This is a genomic window from Larkinella fluvii, assembly GCF_051857545.1.
Taxonomy (GTDB): domain Bacteria; phylum Bacteroidota; class Bacteroidia; order Cytophagales; family Spirosomataceae; genus Larkinella.
The window spans coordinates 1-17,305 of the sequence record NZ_JBPZHB010000007.1; the positions used below are offsets into that span (position 1 = coordinate 1).

General features: G+C 51.1%; 17 protein-coding genes. All 17 read right to left on the reverse strand.

Annotated elements, in window-relative coordinates; all coding sequences use genetic code 11:
* Positions 1–1,971, reverse strand: a 1,971-nt coding sequence (locus ACS5NO_RS18995) for a DUF11 domain-containing protein (protein ID WP_500684149.1), incomplete at its 3' end; no start/stop codon positions are given.
* Positions 1,972–2,476: 505 nt separating this feature from the next.
* Positions 2,477–5,689 carry a hypothetical protein gene (locus ACS5NO_RS19000; RefSeq protein WP_439416610.1) on the reverse strand — a complete coding sequence of 1,071 codons (3,213 nt, stop codon included), beginning with the start codon at positions 5,687–5,689 and terminating at the stop codon, positions 2,477–2,479.
* Positions 5,690–5,757: 68 nt separating this feature from the next.
* Positions 5,758–6,834, reverse strand: coding sequence for an NAD(P)/FAD-dependent oxidoreductase (locus tag ACS5NO_RS19005; protein WP_439416611.1), 1,077 nt, complete (start codon positions 6,832–6,834; stop codon positions 5,758–5,760).
* Entirely contained in the window at positions 6,831–7,547 is a 717-nt protein-coding gene (gene cmk / locus ACS5NO_RS19010) for a (d)CMP kinase (RefSeq protein WP_439416612.1), read from the reverse strand. The genes ACS5NO_RS19005 and cmk overlap by 4 nt, the downstream gene beginning before the upstream one ends.
* 30 nt (positions 7,548–7,577) lie before the next feature.
* Positions 7,578–8,141, reverse strand: a complete 564-nt coding sequence (locus ACS5NO_RS19015) for a GNAT family N-acetyltransferase (protein WP_150880320.1) — start codon at positions 8,139–8,141, stop codon at positions 7,578–7,580.
* A gap of 58 nt (positions 8,142–8,199) precedes the next feature.
* Complete coding sequence (locus ACS5NO_RS19020) at positions 8,200–8,790, reverse strand: LutC/YkgG family protein (protein WP_439416613.1); 591 nt, start codon at positions 8,788–8,790, stop codon at positions 8,200–8,202.
* A complete protein-coding gene (locus tag ACS5NO_RS19025; protein WP_439416614.1) occupies positions 8,790–10,151 on the reverse strand; it encodes a lactate utilization protein B in 1,362 nt (453 codons plus the stop codon). The genes ACS5NO_RS19020 and ACS5NO_RS19025 overlap by 1 nt, the downstream gene beginning before the upstream one ends.
* 4 nt (positions 10,152–10,155) lie before the next feature.
* Complete coding sequence (locus ACS5NO_RS19030) at positions 10,156–10,311, reverse strand: DUF8506 family protein (protein WP_171062843.1); 156 nt, start codon at positions 10,309–10,311, stop codon at positions 10,156–10,158.
* A 286-nt stretch (positions 10,312–10,597) separates the two neighbouring features.
* Positions 10,598–10,873, reverse strand: coding sequence for an ATPase (locus tag ACS5NO_RS19035; RefSeq protein WP_439416615.1), 276 nt, complete (start codon positions 10,871–10,873; stop codon positions 10,598–10,600).
* A gap of 20 nt (positions 10,874–10,893) precedes the next feature.
* Positions 10,894–11,631 (reverse strand): (Fe-S)-binding protein, encoded by a 738-nt coding sequence (locus ACS5NO_RS19040; RefSeq protein WP_439416616.1) that lies wholly within the window; start codon positions 11,629–11,631, stop codon positions 10,894–10,896.
* A gap of 72 nt (positions 11,632–11,703) precedes the next feature.
* The gene (locus ACS5NO_RS19045; RefSeq protein WP_439416617.1) at positions 11,704–12,477 is read right to left on the reverse strand and encodes an endonuclease/exonuclease/phosphatase family protein; all 774 of its coding nucleotides are present in this window, start codon (positions 12,475–12,477) and stop codon (positions 11,704–11,706) included.
* A gap of 75 nt (positions 12,478–12,552) precedes the next feature.
* Positions 12,553–12,879, reverse strand: a complete 327-nt coding sequence (locus tag ACS5NO_RS19050; RefSeq protein WP_150880326.1) for an L-rhamnose mutarotase — start codon at positions 12,877–12,879, stop codon at positions 12,553–12,555.
* Between the two features lie 58 nt (positions 12,880–12,937).
* Positions 12,938–14,230 carry an L-fucose:H+ symporter permease gene (gene fucP, locus ACS5NO_RS19055; RefSeq protein ID WP_439416618.1) on the reverse strand — a complete coding sequence of 431 codons (1,293 nt, stop codon included), beginning with the start codon at positions 14,228–14,230 and terminating at the stop codon, positions 12,938–12,940.
* Between the two features lie 85 nt (positions 14,231–14,315).
* Positions 14,316–15,098 (reverse strand): L-fucose dehydrogenase, encoded by a 783-nt coding sequence (locus ACS5NO_RS19060; protein ID WP_439416619.1) that lies wholly within the window; start codon positions 15,096–15,098, stop codon positions 14,316–14,318.
* A gap of 67 nt (positions 15,099–15,165) precedes the next feature.
* The gene (locus tag ACS5NO_RS19065) at positions 15,166–15,990 is read right to left on the reverse strand and encodes an amidohydrolase family protein (RefSeq protein WP_439416620.1); all 825 of its coding nucleotides are present in this window, start codon (positions 15,988–15,990) and stop codon (positions 15,166–15,168) included.
* 19 nt (positions 15,991–16,009) lie between these two features.
* Entirely contained in the window at positions 16,010–16,414 is a 405-nt protein-coding gene (locus tag ACS5NO_RS19070) for a four helix bundle protein (protein WP_439416621.1), read from the reverse strand.
* A gap of 28 nt (positions 16,415–16,442) precedes the next feature.
* Positions 16,443–17,297 (reverse strand): fumarylacetoacetate hydrolase family protein, encoded by an 855-nt coding sequence (locus ACS5NO_RS19075; RefSeq protein ID WP_138992033.1) that lies wholly within the window; start codon positions 17,295–17,297, stop codon positions 16,443–16,445.
* Positions 17,298–17,305: the final 8 nt, after the last annotated feature.

The window sequence follows — 17,305 nt, forward strand, 5'->3', positions numbered from 1 at the left end:
TACCGCCGTCTGCGAGGCCGTCAAGGTGCCCGATATAGTACACGGAGTCACACACGTACCCACTACAACCGGTGTACTCGAAACCGCCGTACAACCACTGCCGCTGGTCACCGTCACACTGTAAGTGCCATTGTTGGCCGTGGTCGCATTATTGATCACCGGATTCTGCTGATTGCTCGAATAGCCGTTGGGGCCTTTCCATACGTAAGAAACACCCCCAGCAGATGTCAACATAATCAACATCGTCGTGCCTACGCAGGCTGTAGACGAAGACACCTGCGGGAATGGCAAGCCTTGCACAGTCACATTGACAGTAGCGGTACCTGTACAATTAGAACCCGCTACGGTCAGCGTGTAACTGCCGTTATGGGTCAATTGTGCGTTGGTAATCACCGGATTTTGTACGGACGAACTAAAGCCGTTTGGACCTTTCCAACTATACGAATTGAAGCCACTCGTTGCCGTCAGACTGACCATATCTCCCACACAAACGGTAGCAGGTAAAGCCCCCGCCAATGGATTACAAATACAGGCTTTGACGGTTACCGGTTGTGTTACGGCCTGATTACTGCAACCGTTTTGGCTAAACACTGCCAGCGTATAACTACCGGAATGGCTTAACTGCGCGTTGTTCACCATCACCGTTTGCCCGGTCTCATAAAAACCATTGGGCCCCGTCCAAATATATTGGTAAGGTTGCGTTCCCCCACTCGCGGTTGCTGACAGACTAAAACTCCCGCCCAAACAGGTGCTCGCGCTTACCGATGCAGTAACCGTAGGTTTCGGCAAAATCTTCAGGCTGGTAATGGCGGTTCCTGAACAAACGGATGTCCCCGTAATCACAACCGTATAACTGCCGGTGTTGGCGGTCGTTGCGTTGGGAATCGTCGGGCTTTGCAGAGAACTTGTAAAACCGTTGGGACCGTACCATTTGTAGGTTGTTCCTCCATCGGTTGCCGATAAGGTAATGGTCCCTCCTTCGCAAACCGGAGAGTTACAAATGGCAATCGGTAAAGTGCCAATCAAAGCGGTTGTACTGGACAAGGCCGTACAACCGGTTGCATCGGTTATTTTCACCATATAGACCCCCGCATTGGCGGTCGTCGCCACAGGAATGGTCTGGTTTTGACCGGTTTTCGAAAATCCATTTGGCCCAGTCCAGGCATATTGGTACGGGGCAGTGCCTCCCTGGGCGGTTGCACTCAACAACAATGGGCTGGCTTCACACGTTGGATTGGCGCTGGCCGTGGCAAGAATCTGGCACTCCGGCCCCGGGATGACTTCTATAGCACAACAGCCGCCCACCGGGCAGCTTCCGAACATTCCCGTAAAAGAATAGGTACCAATCGATTTGATGACCAATGTACTCCCCGTCGCCACGGCCTGATCTGCCGAAAACTGGCTTAGCCCATTTCGGGTCCATTGAACATTCGTTAGCGGTATTGGAATGGAAACCGTATATTCATCTCCGGCGTACCATTGAATTGGTACGGAAAAACAGGTCAGTGCAATGTCGTCTTCCGATAAATCGTGATTATTGGGCTCCGAGTTGGGATCCGTGCCCTGCATTTCCGTTACCTCGGCGGTATTAAACCAAACGCCCCGCTCCAGTACTTTCGCTTTTAATTCCAGTATAACCGAATCACCCGCAGCCAGAACGCCGATATTCCAGTTACCATTGGCCGGCGTAAACAACCCGGAACCCCGAAAAACCGTGTGCGTACTATATTGAGCACCGGTTGAAAGGTCGTCTTTTACCACAACGCCGTTCGCCGGTGCACTTCCGTCATTTCCCACTACAACGGTGTACGAAACGATCTCATTTAATGCCGGGTGAGCATTATCGATTTTCTTGTGAACATATACATTGGGGTTCTGAGCAACCGCCATTCCGACGCTAAACAACAATACAAGTATCGTTTGCCACAGACGATGGGATGCCGTGATCGCTTGCTCATAGAACAATATCATACATTGTTTTGACAAGCAATTATTAACCACTAATGTATGACGGCGAGTTGCTTCCAGGGCAAATGAAGCACGCATGACGACCGGAATCGTGTATTGGTTGCACTTCGTGTTTATCTGCCCATTTCTGTCTGCACGCAAAGTAGATGTTCTTTTCATCTGATGACCTTTTAGTTCTGTTTCCGACAGACTTCGCCAGTAAACAGCGTGTACCTTTATTTCAGACTTAACTTGACGATAAAAGTCACTTCCAATCCAAAGGATTTCCGTCAAAATCGTATAGTCTCCTGATAACTAAAACATTGCTAAACCGACTGTTTAAAGTATGCTTTACATTCCCGGGCATACCACCACATCGCTCCCTGAAAAAGCCAATTACAATTTGTTTTTGTACACACAATTAATAGCTAAAATTATGCCATAGGTGATTACATAAACAAAACAAATGAAGCTAAAACGCAAAAAACCTGCCATGTGGCAGGTTTTTTAACAGAAAGGACGAGGATGATTAAAAATCGTAGCCCAGGGTTAAATAAGCCACCGGTTTCCCAACCACATTATTTTCAACACCCCAGGCATAATCAAACTTAACGTAGTAACCAAAGAGCATCGTTCGGGCACCGGCACCGTACCCCAGTAAAAAGGGATTTTTAAAATTGGTGACGGTGGCCTGGAACGGATCGCCCGCTCCTCCCACGATCTCGGTGTTCAGGCTATTCTGTCGGCTGAAAGGACCTTTTCCGGCCCAGGCCGTACCAATGTCACTAAAAGCAACCAACTGAAAATTCCGGAGGAAATTGGATGTCACCGGTCCCCGATGCAAATACCGGATGACGGGCAGACGCAGTTCGGCGTTGGCAAGCATGTGGCTGTTGCCCGTCAGCTTACCCAAGCGGAATCCACGCAGGGGAGCCGCCAGGTCCAGAAAGAACACATCCCGGTTATCCCGGTTGGGTGACAGCAATAAAGGGTTGTTTGGTTTGTCTTCTTTGATGCCTTCTGAGATACCGATCCAGTTTTCCATCCCCCCCAACGTACTCTTCTTGGGTGCCGCACCGGCCGAATGGCTACCCGACAACCGCAGAGCCAGAATGATGTCCCGGTGAATTTTTTGGTAATGCCTCAGGTCAACCGTAATCCGGTCGAAACTGCCCGCACCCCGCCGAACACCACTTTCCACTTTTTCCGTCAACCCAATGTAGTTCTCGTACCGGAGCTTGAAACGGGTTCCCTCAATCATATTCATTCCGTTGAGAGTCGTATTATCAAAAACGTATTCCGCTTTCGCACCGGTGTAGTCCGACGAACTGCCGCCCACCTGCAACAAGTCCAGGTAGCGGGTTACGATGTAGAAAGGTGCTACCGTAAACCGGCTGTTCACCGAAATGGGATAGGAAGCCGACAGGGTTACTTTGTTGAACCGGTATTTTTGGTATTGACCCGCATCGGAGAAAATCGTCTTCCGGTCAAACCGGGCGCTATAATCAATCCGGTTTACCAGTTTGTGGTACTCGGTAAACAGGTCGCTGTTCCGGAGGTTGGTGGTGATGAACAAACCGGCCCGGATGATGTGGTTTTCCAGCAGGTCATTCATGGTGAGCGACTGAAAATAGCCAAAACCTCGGATTGGATCGATCCGCCAATCGGAACTGGCATCACTCGCGACGAACAAGCCCTGGTATTTGTAAGGTCCCCGGATCGTTACGTTCTCCCGTCGGCGGGTGCGCGGGATGGCCACCGACGCCGACGTGTTTGTACTCCGGCGTTGTTTGAATTCAATGGTTTTGGCCACATCGCTGTCAAACTGGTAGTTGTCCGTATCGACCTCGCCCGGCTCCAGCTTTAGCGCAGTTACTGCTGTAGAATCGATGGTTTTGGCCGCCGTCACAGCACTCGTACTGGGCGCCGTCGTGGGGGTAGCCACGGCCTTGGGCACTTCCTGAACGGTAGCCCGACGGGTAAGCGGCAACTGACGCGTCTGGTTCAGGTTGACCCGGGGCCGAAACCCAATGACCTCACTCCCATTTTTCAACTGACTGTAGACCATCGCGCCCGACGTAGGGTTCAGGTCGTAGCGACGAATATTCTGGCTAAAACCGGTAATAAATTCCCTCGTTTTGGTTTCGACATCCATTTTGGCGAGATTCCGCACACCAGTTGCATCATCGAGATAATAGATAATATTTTCGGAAGAAGCCACCGGACGCATGGCGATACTCAGCGAGTCGGTCAGGCGGCTCACCACCTCGACGCGGGGCGTTCCGTCGTGCAAAAACAGACTGAGCTGGTTGCGAATGGATTTGTAGTTTCCTTTGTCGAGGCTCAGCGAGTCGATGCGTCGGTTTGAAGAAAATACGATTTGCCGGGTTCGGCCCACAAACTGTGGATACAAATCGTCGTACAAATCATTCGTCAGTTGCTGCACGGTTCCCCGACCCATACTGAAGAGATATAAATCATTTTGGCCCCGGCGATCTGCACTGAACACGACACTCGCTCCGTCGTCGGAAGCATCCATATCGATCACCTGACTAACGCCCCGAACGACCATCCGTTGCTTGAGCTTCGCTTTTTTATCGAGGTTGTTGTATACATATAAGTAAGTCTGTCCCCGCTCTTCGGTCAACACCAGCAGGTTGTCGCGCTGCCAGGTAACAAGTGGAGAAGCCGGTTTTACGGGAGATTCGTCCTGCTTGTAGCCTCCTTTCCGAACCACCTGCTTTTTCTGCGTCTGGGTGTTGACCACGGTTACTTCAAACTTTCCGCGCCAGGCCGTCGCATAGGCATACTGGCTCTGGTCGGGACTCAGTTTCAGACTGGTCAGTTGGGCAGGCTCTTTGGCACTGGAAACCGTTACCTGAAAACCGTCTTCGCCTGGTTTGTAGGCATCGACAACCGGTTTTGCCATTGACGAATAATACTCCCGCCATTCCCGCAAAAACCGGGAATACGGAACTCCAAGCGTGCTGGCAATGCTGTTCTGCTCGTTCCGGATGATGCGAGTCAGGTTCAGAATGTTGGAAATATTATCTTTCCCGTAACGTTCCGCAATGTAATTCCAGATAGAATGGCCTACGTACATAGCCTCCTCCCCCACCAGCGTAGACGGTTTACGAACGGGGCGCGTCAGTGCGACGTCGCGCATGTAATCGTCCAGGTCAACACTCCAGCCATCGGCAATGTAGGACGCAATGCCCGGCATATACCATTCCGGCAACGAAAGCAGTAGTGAGCTTTGCAGAGCATCTTTCAAACTGCCGCCATAGAGCATGTCGTAGACAAAAAGCAAAGAGACTTCTTTAATCAATTGCTTGCGAAAGCTAATCTGGTCGCCCGTGAAAGCCAGTTCCAACCGTGATTTAGCCAGACTTAACTCCTTGTAATTGGTACCGCTGGGCGCACTCAGACCAATGTTACTTTGGGAAAGCTCCTGGGGTGAGTTGTAGATAAAGACCTTGATGCGGTTATAGGGCGTATAGCCCAGGATTTCGGTGATCCGGTCAAAATCCGTTTCGGCATACTGCGCCGTCAAATTGGCAATCTGGTTGCCTTCCTGATAAAAATAGATTTCAAAGTTGGAGGTCTTGATCACCTTCCAATCAAACTTCCGGTATTGGATACGGTTTCTCCCAAACTGTTCCTGCGAAGGATAGTTTTGTGCCACCACTTCATTTATTACCAGCAACAGTCCGGCCAGGCAGAGTATAAATTGCTTACTCATAAGTAACGCTACTTTTAGAAATGGTTTCAGATCTGATGGCTTCCGGATTGAACATGCGGCCTCAAACCTTATCCAACATTTTTTCCACTGTAATATAACGAAAAGCTACGCTCAATATTAACCTCCGGGTCTAATTCTTTCCGACCTTCCAGAAAGTCGGCGAACTGGTCGGCAAAATACGGGGCCAGTGATACGCCCTTGGTACCCAACCCATTGAAAATCCCCACCGCCGGATGGGCCGGATGCAAGCCAATCAACGGCCGCCGGTCTTTCGTCGCCGGACGAATGCCAACCCGCTGCCCGACAATCCGGTACGGAACCTTCAACAGGCCCTGCACTTTCTGCTGTAGAAACGCTTTTCCGTCCTCGGTTGTTTGCCAGTCGATGTCGTGCCAGGTATAGGTTGCCCCGATCCGGTAACGATTTGATTCAACGGGCATTATAAAGACGCCCTGATTGACGATGCTGGTAATTGGATAATTGTCCATCGTAACATCCAGAACCTGCCCTTTCACGGGATTGTAGGGCAACCAGTCGAACAACGGATTTCGATACGCATGGGGGCCTTCACAGAAAATAATTTTGCCGTAGACGCCTTCCTGCCATAAAATCCCATTCTCCCTGATTTCTATTTCCTTAGCGTCAAAATCTGTTTCGACATACCGGTTTTGATCCTGAAAAAAAAGCCGGATGGCGTTCAAAAAAACCGGCACATCCACCCAGCCGGACCGGGTTACTTCCAGACCACCGAAGGGGTTATTAATATAGGGCTGATACTGCTGGTTGTCAACGGATTCGGCCACGTAGCGACTGATGGAAGAATCGGACGTCTGGGACAGGTAATTATTTTGTTCTTCAACCGAACGGAAGGGGCGGTAAATGTTGGAAAAATGGAGCAAAGGAATCTTCAGTTCCTGCTCGACTTCGCCATAAAAAGTATTCAGAAACGGAAACAACTGATCGGCTTTCCAGGTGCGGACGAGCTTTTTACCCGTTAGTGGATTGAAAATTCCCGCTGCCGCCAGCGACGCCGAGGGAAGTTGGGACGAGTTGACGAGGACGACTTTTTTACCCCGCCGATGGAGCGTCCAGGCTAACACCGAACCGGCAATGCCTTGCCCGACAATCAAATAATCGGCGGTCATGCATCAATGGGTTTGAAATGCCCTCTGCGGTGAAGTTTGGAGATTTTCTCATCGGCCAGTTGAATCACCCAGTCAATTTGTTCGTCGATGGTGATGAAGGAAGTATCCAGTTCAATGGCATCCTCGGCTTTCCGAAGCGGGCCTTCACTGCGATTGCTGTCGATAAAATCCCGCTTTTTGAGGTTCTCCAGAATAACATCCAAACCAACCATTTCGCCCTTTTGAAGCAACTCAATCTGTCGGCGCTGCGCCCGAATGGTGGCGTCGGCCGTCATAAAGATTTTCAGTTCCGCGTCTGGAAATACCTTCGTTCCGATGTCCCGCCCATCCATCACCACACCCCGTCTGCGCCCCAGCTTTTGTTGCTGGGCGACCATGGCATACCGCACTTCGGGAATCGCACTGACTTCACTGACGATATTGGATATGTACATTTTCCGAATTTCCTCCTCAACATTCAAACCGTTCAGGCAAGTTTCGTTCCGGCCATTTCTGGGATTAAAATTGAAGGTAATCTGAATGAGTTGAAGCGCATCCTGAACGGCTTTGGGGTTCGTAAGGGTAACGTGATTCTGGATAAAATACAAACTCACGGAACGATACATGGCACCCGTATCGATGTAGGCATAACCCATCCGGGCAGCCACCTGTTTGGCCGTCGTACTTTTTCCACAACTGGAATAGCCGTCGATGGCAATGACTATTTTTGGCATGAGTGCAAAGAAACAACTTTCCGGGGAACCCTACTGCTTTCCGGCCAGGGAAATACGCTCCTGCCGGGTTACAAATTCTTCACGGAGCAAGGCAAATATGTGTTCGTCGAGGTATTGATTGTTCTTGATGGCGGCTTTTTTCAGAACGGCTTCAGCCCGAAAACCCGCCTGCTCCAACACCCGCATCGACACTTTGTTTCCCTCCAGAACGCAGCCAAAAAGCCGGTTTACCTGGAAATTAACAAAAATGTAGTTGACCATGGCCGGCAACACTTCGGTCATGATGCCCTGTCCCCAGTGGGCTTCACCGAGCCAATAACCAATTTCTGCATTGTGCCGGTAAATGTCCTCTTTGATAGTAAACCCCACGTTGCCAACGGCTTTGCCGCCAATATCGATCGCCAGATTGACCGGTTGCTGATACGACCGGTTCATCCGGATCCAGGAACTGGCATCGCGGACGGTGTAAGGATGCGGAAAAAAATCCCGGACACGGTCCCAGATTTTTCGGTTGTTGGCCTGTTCAGATAACGAAAATTCATCGCCATCACGCCAGGACCGCAGAGTGCAGGTATCTAGATAAATGGTTGCCACGTTGCTGCCCGTTTTTGGCCAATATACGGTTTTTACAATATGGCCTTTCACTTTTTAGTTATGAATTTTGCAACAAAACCACGGAAAGGCTCCGCGCGCCGTGGGCACCAATGACCAATGCCTGCTCAATATCAGCGGTTTTCGACGGCCCGGCGATGAATACCCCGAAGCCAGATTCGCTTATGCTCAGCCGTTCGTAGGCGTCGTGCATGTTCGGCACCAGATCAGCCGTGTTGAGCAGTAAAACCAAATGTTGGCAGATGAAGGGCAAAACGCGGTGACCACCCCGCTCTTCCGGCACCCAGATAGCCGAGTTTTCAGCCACGCCGAAAACGCCCTGAATAATGGCCAGATCGACGGTTTCCAGTTGGTGCGGATCCAGGACGTCCCAGTCTGTGGTGGCCAGATGCTGTAAAGCCGGCATTTTGCTCACCACACTGGGCAAGTCACTGTACGTCTGCCGGATATAGGTCTCCGCTTCCTCGTAGTTCGCCACCAGCACCGGCGTTCCGCCGATAAACCGAAGGATTTCTGAAAACTTGGCAACTAAATCCGGGTAATCGGACTGAAACCGGGCCGTTTCCGGCAACGGTTGAAATTCGGGCTTGTTCTGCTTCACAGCAGAAAGAATTCTTTCGCGACTGTTCATTATTTAGTTTCTCTGTTCACATACCACTCCCGGAAACTCTCTTTGGGCGGCTCCGGCATTTCGCGCTGCTTAAACCAGGGATTGAGGGGATTGGAGACCGAATAAGGCAATAACCGCATCATCGTCCGACCGGCTTTCCCGGAAAACCGGAACAGTTTCGGACTGGATAAGACACTCGCCATCAGCTTCATGCCCTGTTTTTTGGTACTGTCGACGTAGCCCTCGGCCACCAGCACCTGCCGCCACTTGTAAAGCTGATCGTGGATGTCAATCTTAACCGGGCAGACGTTCGAGCAGGAACCGCAAAGGGTCGAGGCAAAGGGCAAGTCGGCGTTTTTCCGCATGTCCAGATTTGGCGCCAGAATGGAGCCGATGGGACCCGCTACGGCATTGTGGTAACTGTGTCCGCCACTCCGGCGATAGACCGGGCAGGTGTTCATGCAGGCTCCGCAGCGGATGCACTTGAGCGAATTCCGGAAATCCGGTCGACCGAGCTGCGTGGTCCGGCCGTTGTCGACAATGATGATGTGCATCGTCTGCCCTTGGCGGGGCCGATGAAAATGGCTGGAATAGGTCGTGATGGGTTGACCGGTGGCGCTCCGGGCCAAAAGCCGCAGAAAGACCCCGAGATGTTGTGCCTTCGGAATAATTTTTTCGATGCCCATGCTGGCAATGTGAACATCAGCCAGGTGGGCGCCCATATCCGCATTGCCTTCGTTCGTACAGACCACAAAACCGCCGGTTTCGGCAATGGCAAAGTTGACGCCGGTAAGGGCTGCCCGGCGCGTCAGGAATTTCTCCCGCAAATGCTGACGGGCCGCTTCGGCCAGGTATTTCGGATCCGATGCGCCTTTTTCCGTGCCTAAATGTTCATGAAAAAGCTCCCCGATTTCTTCTTTTTTCTTGTGAATACAGGGCATCACAATGTGACTGGGCGGTTCACCGGCGAGTTGGACAACGCGTTCGCCCAAATCCGTATCGACCACATCAACCCCTTTTTCAATCAGGAAGTCGTTCAGGTGACACTCTTCCGTCAGCATCGACTTGCTTTTCACCATCTGGGTCGCCCCGGTTTCCTTCAGAATCTGCAATACGATTTCGTTGTGCTCGTGCCCATCCGCAGCCCAGTGAATCTTAACCCCGTTTTTGATAGCGTTCTGCTCAAACTCGAGCAGGTACTCATCGAGATTGGACAAGGCGTTGTGCTTGATTCGGGAACCGGCTTCGCGCAGGGCTTCCCATTCCGGAATTTGAAAAACAGCTTTGTCGCGTTTTTCGCGCACAAACCACAGCGTCTTGTCGTGCCAGGTGGTTCGGTCGACGTCTTCCGTAAATACTTCGGCGGCTTCGGAGTGATTCATCATGTTAGAGGTCACGGGCTTTAACCCGAACGGGTTTTCCATTCCGGGCAATCACCAGTTCTTCGTCGTTTCGTTTTGCCTGTTCAATAACGCGCTGAACAGCCCGGCGCATTCCTTCCAGAATTTTTTCGTTTTCTGGAGTGATTTTAATCTCGCCCATTTTGGTTAATCTTCTCCCAGATTTTCACATTAAACAAATCAAGCGTGGCAGCGATTCCACCTTGTGCAATAAATTCAGGAACTGTCCCGGAATTATTTATGACTAAAAATCGATCACTTATGGGGACGTATAAAGTCAGTAAATTTTCAATACTCCGACTGTACCGTCGCTCAATTACATCCGGTGGAATCGAGTGCCCACCTTTTGCAACCCGAATGCCCACCCGCTCTTTCGCCAGCTCAACGGATTCAAGCCACACATAGAACAAAGTAACCGAATAACCGGCCTATTTCGCGCGTTTAATGGTCTGAACGTACGACCGTGTCGAAAGCGTCGTCTCCAATGCAAAGTCAACGTTTTGTTCAAGCAAATGGTTGATACGGTGGAGCATAATTCTTCCGGCTTCAAACGCTACCGTTTCCGGCTGGAAAGGTGACAAGCCTTTTGCTATTTCATCAGCGTTCACAAATTCCCGACAATTCAGTACTTCCGGCAATATGGTGTAAGCCGCCGTTGTTTTTCCGGCCCCGTTACAACCCGCAAGGATATACAGATTTGGCATCGGGTTTATTTTCCCATCAGTTACCCCTGATTCAGTATTTCGGCGATGTGCATCACCTTCACCGGCAGCTTATTCCGGCGGACAATGCCTTCCAGATGCATCAGACACGACATATCACCCCCGGTCAGCACTTCAGCCCCGTTGCGGATGTGGTCTTCCACGCGGTCGATTCCCATTCGCGCCGAAACCGCTTCCTCAAAAACGCAAAACGTCCCGCCAAAACCGCAGCATTCGTCTTTCCGGTCAAGGCTGATCAACTCCAGGTCATCCACCATATTCAGCAGCTTTTCCGGTTTGGAATAGGGCGCGGCAACCAGTTCCGACATCTGGGAAAGATGCAAACCACGCTGTCCGTGGCAACTCTGGTGCAGACCGACCTTGTGCGGAAACCGGGCTGAAAGGTGATCTACTTTCAGCACATCCGTCAAAAATTCGGTCAGTTCATACATGTGACTGCGGATTTGCAGCGCGTCGCTTTCCCGTTTGTCCGAATGCAGGTGCTGTTTAATGTGAAGCGCACAACTCCCTGACGGACAGACAATCGCGTCGTAATGATCCCCGAAGTTTTCGACAAACAATTCGTTGCAATCGTGAGCCAGGTTCTCAAAACCCGAATTGGCCATCGGCTGTCCGCAGCAGGTCTGGTTTAGCGGATAGGTAACCGTGCAACCCAGTTTTTCCAGCAGTTGCAGCGTGGCGATGCCAACTTTCGGGTAAAACTGATCGACGTAACACGGCAAAAAAAGGGCAACTTTCATCGTTTAGTGAGCAGTTTACGTCAGACCGTTCAGCGTTACCAGCGGTTTTAAACCCGTTTAGCCAACGGTCTCTTATTTTTTGGGTTTTCGGAAGCGATACGTTGCCAAAACCGGCAGGTGATCCGACAACTTCGGCACATCCAAAACCCGGTATCGAATCAACTCCAGTTCGCTTTGTTTCAGACTCAGGATGTAATCGATCCGCGCTCCGGTGCCAACCAGCGTCGAGGTATGCGAATCCCTTCCGGCATCCGACCAGCGGTCCAGCAGCTTTTCAATTTCCGGATCATCGGGATCAGTGTTCAAATCTCCACACCAGATAACGGGTTGAATGCTGTTTTCCAGGGTTTTATCAATGAACGCCAATTGCAGACTCCGGTTTAGCGGGGATTGATGGTCGAGGTGTGAATTGCAAAAACGGATCGTTGTCTTTTCTGATAATTCAACGTACGCACACTGCAAAATCCGCTGCTCGGTTTTATCCGGGTTTGGTAACATCATCTTCTGATTTGCAATGATAGGGTACTTCGACAAGATAGCTGTCCCGTACTTACCGCCCTGAAAATCGATGGCACTTCCATACAATGGATACATCGATGTTAGCCGTGACAACTGCCCCAGATGGTCCTGCCCCCGGCTTCGGGTGGTCACACTGTCCACTTCCTGCAAAGCAATGATGTCAGGCTTATATTCCCGGATCAACCGTCCGATCTGCACAATGCTATTGTGTTCCTGGGAATTGGCTCCGTGATGGATGTTGAAAGTCAGAACGGTTATAGTCGGTTGCGCCGTTGTTTTCAGAAAAGAGCCACAGACCAGCACCACAATCAATAAACAGATTCGCATACAGTCACACAGTTGGTTTCTGCCAAAATTACGCACAAATCCCGTTTCTGACAGCTTCCTCTCCGGCAGGCCGTATTAAAGCGTGAAAATGTTATCCAGCAACATCCATTTTTCGCCCGGTTTTGCCATCGGCAAGGCCTGCTGGTAGGTCCACATCAGCGCTTCCCATTCCTGCACTTCCGGGTTCGCGGCATCCATAGCGGCCTTTTTTTCAAACGAAAAGGAATCATCCGTTTCCATGATCATGAACAACCGGTTGCCAATCCGGTAAATCTCCATTTCCGTAATTCCCGCCGAGCGAATGCTCTCTTCGATTTCGGGACGCAGTTTCTCGTGGTATTTCTCGTATTCGGCAATCGAAGCCGGATCATCGATGAGGTCGAGGGCGAAGCAGTAGCGCATAAGGGAGTGAGGAATTAAGAGTTATGAGTGAAGAGTTAACAACAAGATTCTATTTTTTTTAACTCTTCATTCTTAACTCTTCACTCTCAACTCTATATCCCCGCCAGCCGTAATACGCCACCACCAGAAAACACAGCAGGGGGACGATGTAGGCGACTTTGATGTTGCTTTGATCGGAAATGTAGCCCATCAAAACCGGGAATAACGCGCCCCCGGCAATGGCCATCACGAGCAGGGATGACCCCAGTTCGGTATCTTCTTCCAGTTTGTTAATGCCCAGCGAGAAGATCGTGGCAAACATGATTGATTCAAAAAACGGTACGGCAAAGATGGCCCAAACCGCGATTTGGGAGCGCATGGTCATGGCTACCACCAGCAGCAGCACGCTGATCAGGGAATAGATGGTTAACAGGCGGTTGGCCGACACAAACCGCATGAGATACGTACCAATAAACCGGCCAATTAAAAAGCCCAGCATGGCCCAACCCAGCCATTCGGCAGCGGTTTTTTCAGGAACATCGCTGGAAAATTTGGCAAACCGGATGAAGAAACTGGTGACGCACACCTGCGCACCCACGTAGAAAAACTGCGCAATGACGCCCCAGCGCAAATGCCGGTGCCGAAACACCGAACCCAGGGTCGAAGGTGCTTTCTTCTCGCTTTCACTGATGTCCGGCAATTTGGTGAACATGAACAAAGCGGCCACAGCAACCACCACAACCCCAATGACGACATACGGCATTTTGACCTGATCGGCTTCGTATTGCAAATAGGTATTGAGCTGTTCTGCCGACATCGCCGTCAACTCAGCTTCCGAATGTTCAATGCCGCTCAGGATCACCCTACCGCCTACCACCGGTGCCAGAAAAGCCCCCAAACCGTTGAACGACTGACTGAAATTCAGCCGGGTCGTGGCCGTGGCCGGATCGCCCAGAATGGTTACGTACGGATTGGCAGCCGTTTCCAGAAACGCACAGCCCGATGCAATGATGAACAAAGCCCCCAGAAAAAAACCGTACATCCGGGTGTCGGCAGCCGGAACAAACAGAAAGGCTCCCGCGGCATACATCAATAAACCGGCAATGATACCACGCTGGTAGCCGTATTTTTTCATCACAAAACCGGCCGGTAAGGCCATGATGAAATACCCCAGATAAACCGCCGAGTCAATCAAGGCCGACTGTAAATCCGTCAATTGACACGCTTTCTTTAAGTGCGGAATCAGAATGGGTTCCAGATTATGGACGAAGGCCCAGAGAAAAAACAAACTGGTTACCAGCGCAAACGCCAGCGTATAGCCGCGCATTGAACCGGCGGATTTGGCGGTGGTGGAAGAGGGAACGGAGGCCATGAAAAGTCCGAAAATTAGGATGTAGGATTTATTAACGATTCACCGCACGGCGGCACTCAATCGCTCAATAACAATTCACAATTGATCAGGTCAAAGCCCGGTCCAGATGCACATAGCCCCCATCTACGTAGATGAGTTGCCCCGTCGTATGGCTGGATTTGTCGGACAGCAGAAAGACCACCATATTGGCAATCTCCTCCGGGGTCGTCATGCGCTTTTCGAGCGGTATTTTCGATACGATGCTGTCCAGCTTCTCCTGCGGATTGTCAAACGTTTTGATCCAGTTTTCGTACAGGGGCGTCCACGATTCGGCCACCACCACGGCATTGACCCGGATGCTGTACGGCAACAGTTCCACCGCCCATTCCCGCGTCAGCGCATTGCGACCGCCGTTGGCTGCGGCATACGCCGAGGTGTTCCCTTGCCCGGTTTCGGCGGTTTTGGAGGTGATGTTCACAATCGCCCCTTTGGATTCTTTCAGAGCGGGTAGCGCATAGTGAGCCATCAGGTAATAATGGACCATGTTCTTGTGCAACGATTGCATAAACCGCTCGTAGTCACCACTTTCCAACCCGACGCCGTCATTGACGCCCGCGTTGTTCACCAGGCCATCGATGCGGCCAAATTGCGCGAGGGTTTGCTCGACGGCTTTTTTACATTCTTCCGGCCGGGTCAGTTCGGCGGCAATCTGAAACGCTTTGCGCCCCGTCGCCGTGATGGCATCAACGGTTTTCTGGTTGTCGGCTGCGTTGCGTCCGATGATCACCGGGGTTGCCCCTTCGGCAGCCAGCACGGTCGAGATGCCCTCGCCGATGCCCTTCGCCCCGCCCGTGACGATGATTATTTTGTCTTGTAGGTTCAGGTTCATACACATACGCACGGACGAAAATCCGCGTAGTTTCTGGTAGGAATGGTTGAAAATCAGGCTTTCGCCTTTACAGATTATAAAACTTCACGGCATTATCGCCAAACACCTTTTGTCGGACATCTTCCCCCCAAGGCTTCACGTACTCCTCCACAATGCTTTTCATTGCTTCATACTCCGCAGCCACGAGGCAAACCGGCCAGTCGGAGCCGAAAGCCAGCCGGTTGGGACCGAAATGTTCGAAAACCACATCGAGATACGGACGAAAATCGTCCGGTTTCCAGGTTTGCCAATCGGCTTCCGTCACCATCCCCGACACTTTGCAATACACGTTCGGACTTTTGGCAATCTCGGCCATGTAGTTCGACCAAGTGTTAATTTTCTGGTCCTTGATATACGGTTTGGCGATGTGGTCGATGATGAACGAAACCTCCGGAACCGTCCGCACCAGATTCAGCGCGGCCTTCAGTTGCGTGGGGTAAATCAGGATGTCGTATGTCAGATCAAATGCCGCCAATTGCCGGACACCGCGAATGAATTCCGGGCGCATCATAAAATCGTCCGGTTCGCCCTGGACGACGTGCCGAAATCCTTTCAGTTCTTCAAACTGTGAGAAGAATTCCAACCGTTCGTACAGATTTTTGGCCCGCAAATCGACCCAGCCCACTACGCCTTTGATAAAATCATACGCTTCGGCCAGTTGCAGCAAAAACAGCGTTTCCGATTCCGACTGATCGGCCTGCACGGCTACACAGCCATCCATGCCGTTCTGTTTCAAAACCGGCTCCAGATCGGCGGGCAAAAAATCCCGCCGAATGCGCTGCATATCTTCCGTAATCCAACCATCCCGTTCCGGATCATAGAACCAGAAATGCTGGTGCGCGTCAATTTGCATTGAAGTTAAGAGTTATGAGTTAAGAATTATGAGTTAAATACTCGGGTTCGTCTTCTCGGACTAATCCGGTATTTTCTTGAGCTGTCAATAAAATTGAACTAAGAATCTTTAGTAATTCCTCACAATCACTCAACATGGAGGTTGCCATTCGTTCATTCAGATAACCAGTTGCCTGAAGTAATCGAAGCCAATATCGTGTTTCACGCGCTTCTTTGTAAGCAATACTCATTTTAGCCGTGAAATCTTTGCGACTGTACCCACCAGTCGCTTCTTCTACATTTGCGCCAATTGATGTGCCACTTTTCAGCAATTGCTCCGAAACTTTGTATGGCACTTTATTGTCGATCAGCCATTTGTAAAGGTTTACCGTTCGCACGCCAAACGAAAAACTCTTTCCCTGAATAATACTTTCCTTGCGCTCCATAAAACTCTTAACTCATAATTCTTAACTTTTAACTGTAAGCAACAGCCGTCTGCTTTTGGGTTCCCAAGCCTTCGATGCCGAGTTCTACCACGTCGCCGGGTTTGAGGAAGCGTTGCGGTTTGAGGCCCATGCCGACGCCGGATGGCGTTCCGGTCGAAATGACATCGCCGGGGAGCAGCGTCATGAACTGACTGATGTAGCTAACGAGCGTGGGAACGTCGAAAATCATGTCGTCGGTGTTGGAATCCTGCAACGACTCGCCGTTGACGCGCAGCCAGAGACCCAGCTTATTCGGATTCGGCACTTCGTCTTTCGTCACCATAAACGGCCCGAGGGGCGCAAAGGTGTCGGCACTTTTGCCCTTTACCCACTGCCCACCGCGCTCCAACTGGAACGCCCGTTCGCTGTAGTCATTGTGAACGGCGTAGCCCGCAATGTAGTCGAAAGCGTCTTCTTTGGAAACGTACGTGGCTTTTTTGCCAATGACAATGGCCAGTTCCACTTCCCAGTCCGTTTTTTCAGACGCTTTCGGAATCATCACATTGTCATCCGGACCAACCAAAGCCGTGGTGGATTTGAAAAACAAAATGGGTTCGGCAGGAACCGGGGCGTTGGTTTCGGCGGCATGTTTGGCGTAGTTCAGACCCACGCAGACGATCTTGGACGGCCGTTTGATGCACGACGCCCGGCGAACACTTCCCGACACACTGGGGCAGCTTGATGCGTTGGTTTCCAGCCAGGTAGCCAGCTTTTCGAGACCGTTGGTGGCAAAAAAAGTTTCGTCGTAATCGTGTCCGAAAGCGGTTACATCCAGACTGGCACCCGAAGGCAGCATGACACCGGGGCGTTCGTTGTCCGGTGAGCCAAAGCGAAATAGTTTCATTATGGAGG